Source organism: Desulfovibrio sp. Fe33 (genome assembly GCF_028532725.1).
Classification (GTDB): Bacteria; Desulfobacterota; Desulfovibrionia; order Desulfovibrionales; family Desulfovibrionaceae; genus Pseudodesulfovibrio.
The window spans coordinates 339,845-353,167 of record NZ_JAQKGU010000002.1; the positions used below are offsets into that span (position 1 = coordinate 339,845).

Genomic DNA, 13,323 nt, shown 5'->3' on the forward strand with positions numbered 1-13,323 from the left:
TTTCGCACGGCGTTGCCTCCCCGGCGCAATACGCGCCGGGGAGCCCCGGCCCCAAGGGTCGGAACTGTGAACGCCGGGGCCAACAAAGGAGATCATCATGAAACATCGTATCATTGCGCTGGCTTTCGCCCTCGTCGTCTGCCTGGCCGGAGCCGCATCGGCGGGCCAGCTCAGGATAAGCGACCTCAAGGTCGAATTCGGCAACATGCAGGAAGGCCCGGACGCGCAAAAGACCGTCACCCTGACCAATGCGTCCTCGACCGAAGCCGTGGTGGCGAACGTTTCCACCAGCTGCGCCTGCACCTCCACGAAACTGGACAAGACCCGGCTGGCTCCGGGCGAGACGGCGACCATGGTCATCACGTACCATACGCTGAAATACCCCGGTAAATTCGACAAGACCGTCCATGTATTCAGCGGCGGCGAAGGAAAGACCGAGGACGTCATCCACATTTTGGGGCACGTCGATCCGATTCCCATGGGGGTCATGGAGATCGATCCGCGCAAGGTCGATCTCGGAACCCTGGCCGCCGACCGGCCCAACAAGGTGTCCTTGAAGGTGGCCAACGCGGGCGACGCGCCCATGAAGGTCACGGCCGTCAAATCCCAGAAGTTCGGGAAGACCTACTGGGTGGGCGAGCTGACCGTGCCCGCCGGGCAGTCCGCGGACATCGCCGTCACCCTGGAAGGATTGAAGGCCGGACGGTTCCTGGACATGGTCATGGTTTACTCCGATGCCCGCAACGACATCGGCAAGGGATACAAGGCGGTGCTCATCGGCGCCGTGAAATAACGTTCAAAGAGAATAGGGCTAGATGAACCGACGCATCTTCGACCACCTCTCGTCGAGCTCCCCCGGCATTCCTCCTGCCGGGGGACTTCGGCGTTTTTCGGAACCCGTCCCTGCAAGGTGGCGCGTCGGGCTGCTTTGCTATAGGTTCCACATCATGCGACGCGCCGTTACCCTCTTTTTGTTTTTCCTGTTCCTGCTCCCGGTTATTTTCCAGGGACAGGCCTTTGCCCGTCCGGTCTATCATGTCGGCACCCGGGCCATCTCTCCGCCTTTTTCCTTTCTTGCCGTCAAGGACGGCAAACAGGGAGTGCGGGGCTATTCCGTGGACGAAATGGTCATGCTCGGCAAGCTGATGGGCGCCGACATGGAGTTCCGGGCCATCCATGACCTGGACAAGCGGCGCGAGCTGTTCACGAAGGGCACGGTGGACATCCTGGCCCACGATTCGGAGGAGACCGCCCGGGAATTGGACGCCGTCTGGATTCCCGTGGGCATAAGTCTGCGCCACCATCTCTACGTCAACCAGAACTGCCGTTCCGTGACCTGCCTGCGGGACCTCGACAACAAAAAGGTCGTGGCCATCACCTCCGCTCCCTACAGCCAGGAGATCCAGCTGGGCGACGACGTGATCTGGCTGAGTTCTCCCCTGGAAGCCCTTACCATGGTCAGCCAGGGAGTCATGGACGTGTTCGTGGCCCCATCCGAGCGGGTGGCCGACGATCTCATCGACCGCTACCAGATTCCCAACATCCTCAAGAAGGGCGTGGTCCTCGGGGAAAGTCCCCTGGGCATCCTCGTGTCCCGGAAAGACCCCGATCTGGCCCCGAAAATCCAGGCAGCCTTCCACCGACTTCAAGAGGTTGGGCTGGCAGATCAGTTGCAGGACAAGTGGTTCGGCAAGCCGACCATCACCGACGGCATCCGGCATTACGCCAAATACGTGGCCATCGTGTCAGCTGCGGCCGGGATCATTTTCATCGCCATCGTGGTCTGGAACGTGTCCCTCAAGCGCCGGGTCGATCGGGTGACGCAGGACCTGCGCCGTACAGAACAGCGCTACAGGGACCTGATCGAGTCTTCGCCGGACATGATTTTCCTCGTCAACGAGGAGGGGCATGTGCTTCATGCCAACGAACGCGCCCGGCACTCCCTTCGTTTCCCTTTGCCGCGGGACGAGGTCTATCTGCAGCAACTGACGACCCGCGAGTACTCCGACGAGATAGGGGCCTTCCTGAAGAAGGTCTTCAACGACGGCTGCGACAAGCACGAATTGGAAATGATCGGCGCGACGGGCCAGCCCATGGAGGTTGAGGTGGCTGGCCGGATCATTCAGGGACCGGTCAGGACTCAATTGCTCGCCTGCCTGTTCGCGCGCAACGTGACCGAGCGCAACCGCATGGAGGAAGAGCTCATCCAGTCCGAGCGGCTGGGCATCATCGGCAAGATGGCGGCTTCCCTGGCTCATGAGATCAATAATCCGCTGGGGGTCATTCAGGCCAATGCCGAGGACCTCATGTTCGAGGAGGGACTGACCCCCGATGTTAAGGACGGGCTTTTGGCCGTGCAGCGCAACGCCATCCGCGCGGGCGAGATCACCAAGGGGCTGCTTGAAGCGGCCACGCCCAAGCCCATGAGCATGGGCGTGGTGGAGGTGGGCAACCTGGTCCGCGATTCCCTGACCTTGCTGGGCAGCCGCCGCAAGCGGGAGCGGGTGGAGCTGGAACTGCCCGAGGAGTCCCTGCATATCCGGGGCGACGAGCGCGCCCTGCAACAGGTGCTTATGAACCTGATATTCAACTCGATGGCCGTGACCGGGGAGGATGAGCTTATTCGAATCCGCGCGGTCAAGGCCGGAGAGGATGGGGACGAGACCGTGCGCATAGTTGTCAGCGACAACGGCACGGGCATCGCGCGGCCCAATCTGACCCAGGTATTCGAGCCGTTCTTTTCCTCGCGCAAGGGCGGCTTCGGTCTGGGACTGTTCATCACCCGTCGCATGGTGGAGCGGCATGACGGTCTGATTTTCGCTGAATCCGAGCCCGGGAAGGGGACCTGCATGTATCTGGAATTCCCCTCGGTCCACGCCAAGGAGACATAAATCATGCCCGAAAAGATATTGTTGGTGGACGATGAGCAGGACCTGCTCAGCGCCCTGAAACGTTCCCTGGGACGCCAGGGATATGTGGTGGACACGGCCTCGTGCGGACCGGACGCCTGGAAGGCCCTGTCCGAAACGGCCTACGACCTTGTGGTCAGCGACCTGGCCATGGAGCCCATGAACGGCCTGGAGCTGCTTAAGCAGATCCGGTCCATCGACCACATCCTGCCGTTCATCATAATGACCGGGGCCGGAAGCATAGAGAGCGCGGTGGAGGCCATCAAGCTCGGCGCGTACCACTACATCACCAAGCCGTTCAAGACCCAGGAACTGGCGTTGCTGGCCTGCCGCGCCATCGAGTACGGAAAGCTGCACCGCAAACTGGAGACGTTCAGCCAGCGGGAGCAGAAGGCGGACTCCGAGTCCATGGTCATCGGCAACACCACGCTCGTGCAGCAGATGATGTCCATGATCGAGAAGGTCTCGGATTCGGACGTGTCCATCCTCATCCAGGGCGAGACCGGCACGGGCAAGTCCCTGTTTGCAAAGCGCATCCACAACTCCAGCTCCCGTTCCGAGAAGGCGTTTTTCACCATCGACTGCGGCTCGCTCTCCGAGAACCTGCTCGAAAGCGAGCTCTTCGGCCATGTGAAGGGCGCTTTCACCGGGGCCATCCGGGCCAAGCGCGGCCTGCTCGAAGAGGCCCAGGGCGGCACCGTGTTCCTGGACGAGATCGGCGAACTGACGCCGTCCACCCAGGTCAAGCTGCTGCGGGCCATCCAGGAGAAGGAGATCAAGCCTGTGGGCGGCAACATGCCCATCAAGGTGGACGTCCGTTTCCTGTCCGCCACGAGCCGCAACCTGGAGGAGGCCGTCGAATCCGGGGAGTTTCGCAAGGACCTCTATTACCGGCTGGCCGTCATACCCCTGCACCTGCCCCCCTTGCGCAACCGCCAGGAGGACATGGTCCTGTTCGTGGGGCATTTCGTGCGCAAGTTCAACGAACGCTACAACAAGTCGGTTCAGTCGCTGACGCCGGGAGCCATGCAGACCCTGCGCGACGCCCCGTGGAAGGGGAACATCCGGGAGTTGGAGAACGTCATCGAACGGGCCGTGCTCCTGGCCGATGGCGACGTCATCAGCGTGGAGGACCTGTGCGCCCACCCAATGTGTTTTCCGGATTCCGGGGGCGGGGTCGAGGACGGCGCCGTGTCGCTCAAGCAGGCGGTGGAAAAGGCCGAGATCAAGGCCATTCGGCAGGCGTTGGCCTCATCCGACGGCAACCGATCCAAGGCGGCCAAGATTTTGGGCATCGGACGCCGAACCTTGTACGACAAGATAGACGCTTACAAGCTTTAGGACGCAGATTCGTCCGGGAATGAAAAAAGGCCGGTCCGCGAGGAACCGGCCTTGGTCGTTTTGCGAGGCCGTTCGCCTAGTCGAACAGGGTGCCGAGGCTGAACACCTTGATGAGCTTGAGTTCCAGGCGGAAATCGTCGGAACCGACCTTGTTCCCTTCATACCAGCGGTGCACGGGGGCCTTGGCGATAAGACCCGTGAAGAGCTTCCAGGGAGCGTACTTGTAAACCACCTTGGGGCCGACGTACCACTCGATGGAGGCGTTGCGGTCGGCCAGGCCCAGGGTCCGGGATTCTTCGTTCATTTCCCAGGAGGATTCCGCGCCGATGTCCCAACGGTCGCTCAAGGCGTAGGCGTAGCCCAGGTTCCAGCGGTAGCGGTCGCCTTTTTCATAATCATGCGCGCCTTCGCTGAAGGTCGCGTAGTTGACTTCGGTGTCGAACCGGTTGGCGCCGTTGAACCATGTGGCTCCGATGCCGCCGATGAAACCCCAGGCGTCGTTGCCCGCAGCGTCGGACGAATGCGGGCTGACCGAGGCGGTGGGGACCACGCCGCCGAAATCCAGGGCCACGGAGAGCGGGTCTCCTGCCTTCTGGTTGAGAATGGTCTTGTGCAGCAGGATGGCGGTGTCGCCGATGCCGTATGATTCCCTGTTGGAGTCGTTGGGCTTTTCGATGTGCACGTTGTAGACGGGGGTGGCGGTACGGATATCAAGACCTTTCATGACACCGTAACGGGTTTTAAAGATTTCGTTGAGCTTGGTGGCCTTGGCGTTACCGTTTACGCGCTTGCTGCTTTCCCAGACACCGTTGCTTTTGCCGTAGTACACGTTGCCGCCCACGGCGAACGCGCCTGCGGGCATACCCAGGCCGCATGGGCCGAAGGTCGAGCCGACGCCTCCCCAGGCCACAGGCGTCTTTTCTTCAGCTTGGGCCGTCACCGCCGTGAGGGCGAGCATCAGCAAGCCCAGCAGCCCGATTTTGAACCAGTTCATCCATTCCTCCGTTTGTTCGGCGCGGTCGGGACAGCTCGGAGCGCGCCGGATTAATACATTTTACCCGTTGCGCGGACACTGCGACCGGCCTGCGGGACATCACCGCAGACGCTGTCGATCCCCGCGGTTGTGCCCGTTTTATCAAGAATTGTTCCAGCTACGTGACAACCCTCCGGCCGGACCGGCGGACTCCCGCAAAATCGGGCTTCCCGGGCCGCGGGGGACGTGTGCGCGCTGACGCTTGCGGAGGCGTTTTGTGCGGGGTGCGGCACAGTGTGTGCGCCGATACGCATTTCTAGAGGGGAAGTGCAACCGTTGTGAAAAAATAACTGCCTTGAATCATTGATAAAAAACATTGTGAAATCGTTGGCATGAAACTTGGTTACCCCTGTGTGCGCTGTGTGCGGAAACCGAAAGGTTCGCTGTTTCGAGAGAGTGATTCGGATTGAGCCGGGAGGCGAAGAACCGCGCAGGCGTTCCGTGTTGGCAACAAATGTATTTGTAACAGGTAAGGAGGAAAGAGTGCTTAAACTGCATCGCTGGCATATGGCTCTGATGCTCGGGATCTCCCTGATCGTCCTGAGTTCCGGGGCGTATGCCTATGAATCCATCACCGGTCCCACCGGTGTGTTGTGCTACGACCAGGCCAAGGCCTACCAGGGATACACCCTGTTCGACCCCACGGTGGCCAGCAAGACCACCTATCTCATCGACATGCGTGGCAACATTGTTCACACATGGAAAAGCGAGTACACTGCGGGCCTGCATTCCGTGCTGCTGCCCAACGGCCATCTGCTGCGCGCGGGCGCCGTTCCCAAGAAGCCGGAAGTCGGCTACTGCGGCATCGGCGGCGCGGGCGGCATCCTCGAGGAGTTCGACTGGAACGGAAAGAAGGTATGGGAGTACAAGATGTTCACTCCCAACAAGGAGATTCAGCATCACACCTTCTGCCGTATGCCCAACGGCAACACCCTGATCCTTGGTTGGGAAACCCTGACCAATGACGAAGCCCGCAAGCTGGGCCGCAATCCCCTGACCATCCCCACCAAGCCCGTGGTCACCAAGGGCGTCCCCCACGACCGCTTCTGGGTCGACTTCGTCCGTGAGGTCAACCGTGAAGGCGAGACCGTGTGGGAGTGGCACATCAAGGATCATATCGGCACCGGTCCCAAGCAGTTCGACATCAACTACACCCTGCCCATGCCCCTGGGCGAGATGTACGCCACCTATGACTGGTCCCACTTCAACACCGTCAACTACATTCCCGAGACCGACACTGTTGTGCTGAATTCGCGCAACCTGTCCGAGTTCTACTTCATCAACCACAAGACCGGCGAGATGGAATACCGCTGGGGCAACCCCTCCGCCTGGGATCCCAACGCCAAGAAGCCCGGCTACTGGGATGACGGTTCCCAGAAGATGTTCGGCAACCACTGCGCCACCCCGTTGAAGAACGGCCACATCCTCGTCTTCGACAACGGTTCCGAGCGTCCCCAGGATCGCCGGTCCCGCGCCGTGGAAGTCGATCCCAAGACCGGCAAGGTCGTTTGGGAATTCGCCACCCGTCACACCAACAGCTTCAACTCTCACCGCCAGGGCGCCGTGCAGCGTCTGAAGAACGGCAACACCCTGATTACCTCCACCCACGGCGGCCATCTCTTCGAGGTCACTCCCGAGGGTGAGGTTGTCTGGGAATTCATCAGCCCCATCTTCGGCGGCAAGACCAAGGCCGTGGTCAACAACGACGACGCCTTCCCGTTCAACGCCCACATCGACTCCATGACCAACATGGTGCATCGCTCCTATCGTTATGGCGAGGATTACCCGGCGTTCTACGGCAAGACCCTGACTCCCAAGGGCTACATCGCCGGTGACGACGCTCCGCGTTTCTTCCGCGATTACCATGCGGGCGCAGGCTTCGCCGCTCCCGCCGCCGCAGTCAAGGCCGCTCCGGCAGCCAAGGTTGCCGCTCCGGTGGAAGACGAAGGTGGCGAAGCGAGCATGGCCGGCTATTAGTTGACAGAATGATGGCCGGGTGAGACATCCCGGCCTCTTTCCCCCCGCCCTTGAGCAACGCTTTCGGCGGGAGTAATGAAAATAAGCTCTGGTCGTGATATGAACGCGACAAAGGAGATATGATGAAAAGACGTGAGTTTATCACCGGCGCGGCCGTGGCAGCCGCAGCGGCGCTGATAAATCCGATGAAGGCTCTGTCCTTCCCCACGGTTTTCCCCCATGGGACCACTATCTACAACCCCGAGAAGTGCTTTAACGGCTACACCGTGTTCGGCACCGAAGTCGAGTCCGAGGGAACCGTCCTCATCGACATGAACGGCAACGTGGTCCGCCAGTGGAAGGACGTCTGCCAGGCCGAACATCCGCCCAAGATGCTCAAGGGCGGCTTCCTGGCCGGTACCAAGCGCCCCTCTCCCGACAAGAAGGGCCGTGTCTGGCAGGATCCCTCTTCCACCGACCTGGTGGTTCTGGATTGGAACGGCAAGGTCGTCCGGTCCGTGCCCAGGGCGGGTATGCACCACGACTACCAGTTCGAGGGCAACCCGGTGGGCTACTATGTGCCGGGAATGCCGCTGGACAACTACCAGGGCAAGATGCTCATCCTGTCGCACAAGTTCACGCACAACCAGTTCATCTCCGACAAGGAGCTTTACGACGACTATATCGTCGAGCTGGACGCCAAGGGCAACGTGATCTGGGAGTGGCTCGGCGCCGAGCACTTCGACGAGATGGAATTCCCGCTGGAGTTCAAGAAGACCATGTACAAGTACCCGACCTACTCCATGACCCGTACCCCGGGCCGGAAGGGCGGCGACTGGATTCATGTCAACGCCGCTTCCTACCTCGGCCCGAACAAGTGGTGGGACGAGGACAAGGAGAAGTACTCGGTCTTCAATCCGGAGAACATCATCATCTCCTGCCGCCAGATCAACACCAGCTTCATCATCGAGAAGAAGACCGGCAAGATCGTCTGGCAGCTCGGCCCCGAATACTACCGCGATTCCATGTGGGAATTCGGCGGCAAGCAGTACAAGCGCGCCCTGTCCAAGCTCGGACAGATCATCGGCCAGCACCACACCCACATGATCCCCAAGGGTCTGCCGGGCGAGGGCAACATCCTGGTCTATGACAACGGCGGCTACGGCGGCTACGGCGAACGCAACCCGGGCGCGCCCCTGGGCTGGTCCGACGCCCGCCGGGACTACTCCCGCGTCATCGAGTTCGACCCGCGCACCCTCGAAGTGGTCTGGGAGCACTCGGCCAAGCAGATGGGTATGCGCAACAAGTACCAGTTCTACTCCGACTACGTGTCCTCGGCTCAGCGTCTGCCCAACGGCAACACGATGATCACCAACGGCGCGGTGGGTCAGTTCCAGGAAGTGACCCCGGATCACGAAATCGTCTGGGAATACATCAGCCCGTACTACACCAAGAACGGCAATTACAACCTGGTCTACCGTGCCATGCGCGTGCCGTATGACTACGTGCCGCAGCTCAAGACTCCCAAGGAGATCAAGGTCACGCCTCCGGACAACACCACCTTCCGGGTCCAGGCCGGCTAAACGAGTACCAAACCCCATGGGCGGGGCGGTCCGACTTGGGGCGGCCCCGCCCGCTCCAGCAACCATATAAAGGACAGAAACATGAAAAAGCTCATCATTACCCTCTGCCTGGCGGCCATGTGCATAGTCTTCGCCGGTACGGCCTTTGCCCAGGACGGCATTGTCAGCTTCAACACCGCCTCGGTCGAAGAGATCATGGCCATTGAGGACATCGACATTCCCGAGGATCTGGCCAAGGCCATTGTCGACTACCGCAAGGCCAACGGCGCTTTCAAGTCCGCCGAGGACATGCTCAAGGTTCCCGGCATGACGCAGGATTTCATGGAAGAACTCAACCCGCAGGTCACTGAAGACGGCGACGTGGTCTTCGACCCGGACGCCGAGCCCGCGCTCGCTCCGTCCAAGTGCTAACACGGCTCGGCCCTCGGGCCGCCGCCGTTCCCCATGCGGGGAAGCGCTCCGTCCGCCGGGTCGCCATAGGGCGGCCTTTGGCGGTTTTGGAGAATGAAAGCCAATAAAAAAGAAGGCTTGTACGTTTCGGCGTGCAAGCCTTCTTTTCGTCTGGATTCCCTGCGGGATACCATTTATTGTATAACAAGGGCAGGGGATGCCGGGCCGCAGCCCGGAACCGCATAATTCGAACACACGTTGGAAGGACCTGAGATGGGCTTGGCCACGGACATCATTCTCATCATTGTCTTCGCCTTTTTCTGCGGGCTTGCGGCCCAGCGGGTCGGGCAGCCGATCATTCTCGGCTACATCCTGGCCGGTGTCCTGCTCGGCCCGCACACCGGCGGGCTGACCGTTGCCGGGGTGCATGATATCGAGCTGCTGGCCGAAATAGGCATCGCGCTTCTTCTTTTCGCCCTGGGATTGGAATTTTCTTTTAAGGACCTGAGGCCGGTCAAACTGGTGGCCCTCATAGGGACGCCATTGCAGATGCTATTGACCATAGCGCTGGGGTTCGCGGCGGGGCAATACATGGACCTCGGCTGGAAAGCGTCCCTGTGGCTTGGCGCGCTGGCCTCCTTTTCGAGCACCATGGTCCTGCTCAAGACGCTCATGAACCAGGGGTGGCTGGGAACCCTGTCCTCCAAGGTCATGATCGGGATGCTCATCGTACAGGACCTGGCCGTCGTGCCCATGATGGTCATTTTGCCCGAACTCAACGACCCGGTGGTGGGACTGCCCAAGCTCGGCTTCGCGGCCCTCAAGGCCGGACTGTTCATCACGGCCATGATCGTTCTCGGTACGCGCCTGCTCCCGTGGCTCATGGCCCACATCGCCCGGCTCGGCTCGCGGGAGCTGTTCCTGCTGGCCATTGCGGCCATCGGCCTGGGCGTTGGCTACGTGACCTACCTGGCTGGGCTGTCTTTTGCTTTCGGAGCGTTCGTGGCGGGCATGGTCTTGAGCGAATCGGATTTCGGCCACCAGGCGTTGAGCGACATCATCCCGTTGCGCGACATCTTCGGACTGCTCTTCTTTTCCTCGGTGGGAATGCTCTTCGATCCCATGTTCCTGGTCGACAATTTCCGGCAGGTCTTCTGGCTGCTGATTTTCCTCTGCGTGGGCAAAGGGATCGTTTTCGCCATCCTTGCCCGGGTCTTCCGCTACCGCAACGTGGTCCCGCTGGCCGTGGGCCTTGGGCTTTTCCAGATCGGCGAATTTTCTTTCGTTCTGGCCCGTCTCGGAGTGTCCACAGGCTCCATCGACCAGGACCTCTACGCGCTGATCCTTACCGTGACCATCATCTCCATGGTCCTGACTCCCATCGTGTCCGGGCAGACCGCCCGGCTCTACGCCCTGCGCAAGCGGTGGTTCTCCCATGAGGAGCTCGAATCCACCAACATGCCCAAGGAGGGATTGGGCGGCCACGTCGTCATCCTCGGAGCGGGCCGCGTGGGGTTGCAGATCGCCCAGATTCTCAAGCGGTTCGACTTGACTCATGTGGTGGTGGAGCTGGATCACCGCCGGTTCGAGCAGGCCAAGAAGGCGGGCATTCCGGCCGTGTACGGCGACGCCAGCCAGGAGATCGTTCTCGAGGCAGCGGGGCTGCGCAACGCGGCCCAGCTCATCGTCACGATTCCCGATCTGGTGACGACGCGGGCCATCATCCAGAACGCAAAGCACGACAACCCCGACCTGGACATTATCGCCCGGTCCACCAATCGCGAGCATCTCCACGACATGAAGGAGCTTGGAGCAGACGAGGCCGTGCTCCCGGAACTGGAAGCGAGCCTGGAAATGTCCCGGCAGTCGCTCTTGCGCCTGAGCAAATCGCCCGTGGAAATTCAACGGCATACGGACCGCATCCGTCAGGAGTTCTATTCCGTGCTGGCCGATTCCAGCGACGATTATCGGGAGCTTATCCAGTTCCGCGGCGCGGAGCAGCAGTTCGACCTGCAATGGGTCAAGTTGCCCGCGTCCAGTTCCCTGGTCGGCAAATCCCTCGGCGAGAGCAATATCCGGAAGGCCACGGGCGCGTCCGTGGTGGGCGTGGTCCGCAAGGGACAGCTCAAGACCAATCCCGACGCCGCCTACATCCTCGAAGCCGGGGACCTTGTCGCGTTCATCGGCAGCGACGAGGACCGTTCGCGCTTCTGCGATCTGTCCCGTCCCGATGCGGCGGTAGCGGCCGATTGCGTGGCCTGACGCGATGCGGCGCGATAGGGCGCGGTCGATTTCGCAATAGCGGAAACAAGAAAGGGAACCTCCTTGAGAGAAGGATGTTCCCTTTTTTCGTGAATCCTCATCCCGATCCCCATGAATCGAGCGATCGTCCGTGCGCCTTGGGCGGCGCGAACAGTCTGAATAATCGCTGAAGAGACAAGAAAGAAGCCGGATGGAGGGGGAAAACGCCATTGCGTTTATCCCCCTTCACCCGGTTTTGGGAGGCGTTATTCGCCCGGCCGGAGGACCTTGCCGGGAGGAGTGGGATTGTCGGTCGCGCCGTCGCCGTGGACGATGACGCCGTTTATCATGACAAGGTCGATGCCGGTCGGATGTTGGCGAGGCTCGGTGTAGGTGCCCCGGTCGCGCACGGTGTCCGGATCGAAGAGGACGATGTCGGCGTGATGGCCCGGCTTGAGCAGGCCGCGCCTGTCGATGCCGAAGGTCTCGGCGGGTTTGCCGGTCATCTTGCGGACGGCGGTTTCGAGGGGCATGACCTGTTCCTCGCGCACATACTTTCCGAGCACCCTGGGGAACGCCCCATAGGTGCGCGGGTGGGGCGTGCCGCCGAGCAGACCGTCGGTGCAGACGTTCATTTCCGGACGGGCCATGAACGCCTTGACGTGTTCTTCAAGCCCGTAGAAGTCGACCATGCCCACCGCGTTTTCCTCCTGGAGCAGGAGGTCGAGGGCCGCTTCGAGGGGCGGCTTGCCGCGCATCTCGCCGAGCTCCACCAGGGTTTTGCCGACGGCGTCGCGGTTGGCCTCGGTGCGCACGCTGGTGACGAAGATGCCGTCCACGCCCGCGAATGCCACGAAGTTGTCCCAGCCGACAATGCCCTCGCGGATGTCGCGGAGCATTCCGGCGCGGGCCGATTCGTCGGCCAGCCGTTCCAGGAGCCTGTCCGTGCCCCCGGCGTGCGCCCAGGGGGGTAGGATGGCCCCGAGCATGGTGGACCCGGCCACATAGGGGTACTGGTCCATGGTGACCTTCAGCCCTTCGTCGGCGGCCTGGTCGAGCAACCCGAGTACGCGCTCGAACTTGTCCGCGTTGTTTTTGCCGCAGATCTTGAAGTGGGAGAAGTGGATGTGGACCCCGGTGTTTCGGGCGATGTCCAGCACTTCGGCCATGGATTCCAGGATGGTGTCGGCCTCGCTGCGCTGGTGGATGACCAGCGGGCGGCCGAACTCGGCGGCAACCGAGCAGAGGGCTTCCATCTCGGCCTTGTCCGCGTAGGTGCAGGGCGGATAGATGAGCCCGGTGGACAGGCCGAACGCGCCCGCCTCCAACTCGCGCCGAAGCACGGCCTGGAGACGGCGAAGGTCTTCCGGCCCGGCCTTGAGGTCGTCCAGTCCCATTGCCTCCATGCGCACGTTGCCGTGAGGGGCGAGATAGCAGACGTTGGTTCCCACGCCGCTTCGTTCGAGGCGGTTCAGGTAGCCTTCCGTCGTTTGCCAGCCCCAGTCCAGTGTGTCGGATTCGCCTTCGAGGCCGCCGAGGTTCCTGCGCCACGCCTGGATGTGCTCATGCGGCAGGGGGGCCATGGAGATGCCGTCCTGGCCGAGTATTTCGGTCGTCACGCCCTGCCGGATTTTGGGCAGGATGAAGGGAGCCTCCATGACCACCAGGTCCGAGTGGGAGTGGGTGTCGATGAAGCCCGGGCAGACCACGCGCCCCTTGGCGTCGATGGTTTCGTCCGCCTCGGGCAGGTCCGTTCCCACGTGGGTGATGAGGCCGTTCTCGACGCGGACGCCGCCCGGCGTCGACGGCTCGCCTGAGCCGTCGATGATGCGGGCGTTGTCTATGCGTATGCTCATGGTTGTTTCCGTAT

The 13,323-nt window shown here is 61.5% G+C and carries 9 protein-coding genes; 7 read left to right on the forward strand and 2 right to left on the reverse strand.

What is annotated here, in order from left to right; all coding sequences use genetic code 11:
- The first annotated feature begins 97 nt into the window (after nt 1–97).
- The 3 genes from PSN43_RS04370 (at nt 98) to PSN43_RS04380 (ending at nt 4,250) form a co-directional block, all read left to right on the forward strand.
- Complete coding sequence (locus tag PSN43_RS04370; protein ID WP_272699491.1) at nt 98–793, forward strand: DUF1573 domain-containing protein; 696 nt, start codon at nt 98–100, stop codon at nt 791–793.
- 154 nt (nt 794–947) lie between these two features.
- On the forward strand, nt 948–2,891 hold the full coding sequence (locus PSN43_RS04375; protein ID WP_272699492.1) for an ATP-binding protein: 1,944 nt from the start codon (nt 948–950) through the stop codon (nt 2,889–2,891).
- A 3-nt stretch (nt 2,892–2,894) separates the two neighbouring features.
- The gene (locus PSN43_RS04380; RefSeq protein WP_272699493.1) at nt 2,895–4,250 is read left to right on the forward strand and encodes a sigma-54-dependent transcriptional regulator; all 1,356 of its coding nucleotides are present in this window, start codon (nt 2,895–2,897) and stop codon (nt 4,248–4,250) included.
- A 76-nt stretch (nt 4,251–4,326) separates the two neighbouring features.
- Here PSN43_RS04380 and PSN43_RS04385 read toward each other — a convergent pair whose 3' ends face one another.
- Nucleotides 4,327–5,244: a transporter gene (locus PSN43_RS04385; protein WP_272699494.1), complete on the reverse strand. Its 918-nt coding sequence runs from the start codon at nt 5,242–5,244 to the stop codon at nt 4,327–4,329.
- 522 nt (nt 5,245–5,766) lie between these two features.
- Between PSN43_RS04385 and PSN43_RS04390 the strand changes: the two genes are divergently transcribed.
- The 4 genes from PSN43_RS04390 to PSN43_RS04405 all read left to right on the forward strand — a co-directional run bounded on the left by PSN43_RS04390 (nt 5,767) and on the right by PSN43_RS04405 (nt 11,474).
- Nucleotides 5,767–7,260 carry an aryl-sulfate sulfotransferase gene (locus tag PSN43_RS04390; RefSeq protein WP_272699495.1) on the forward strand — a complete coding sequence of 498 codons (1,494 nt, stop codon included), beginning with the start codon at nt 5,767–5,769 and terminating at the stop codon, nt 7,258–7,260.
- 122 nt (nt 7,261–7,382) lie between these two features.
- Nucleotides 7,383–8,822, forward strand: a complete 1,440-nt coding sequence (locus PSN43_RS04395) for an aryl-sulfate sulfotransferase (protein ID WP_272699496.1) — start codon at nt 7,383–7,385, stop codon at nt 8,820–8,822.
- 81 nt (nt 8,823–8,903) lie between these two features.
- Nucleotides 8,904–9,233 carry a ComEA family DNA-binding protein gene (locus tag PSN43_RS04400; protein WP_272699497.1) on the forward strand — a complete coding sequence of 110 codons (330 nt, stop codon included), beginning with the start codon at nt 8,904–8,906 and terminating at the stop codon, nt 9,231–9,233.
- A 252-nt stretch (nt 9,234–9,485) separates the two neighbouring features.
- The gene (locus PSN43_RS04405; RefSeq protein ID WP_272699498.1) at nt 9,486–11,474 is read left to right on the forward strand and encodes a cation:proton antiporter domain-containing protein; all 1,989 of its coding nucleotides are present in this window, start codon (nt 9,486–9,488) and stop codon (nt 11,472–11,474) included.
- 245 nt (nt 11,475–11,719) lie between these two features.
- Here the strand turns inward: PSN43_RS04405 and PSN43_RS04410 are convergent, their stop codons facing one another.
- Entirely contained in the window at nt 11,720–13,309 is a 1,590-nt protein-coding gene (locus tag PSN43_RS04410) for an N-acyl-D-amino-acid deacylase family protein (RefSeq protein WP_272699499.1), read from the reverse strand.
- Nucleotides 13,310–13,323 lie beyond the last annotated feature (14 nt).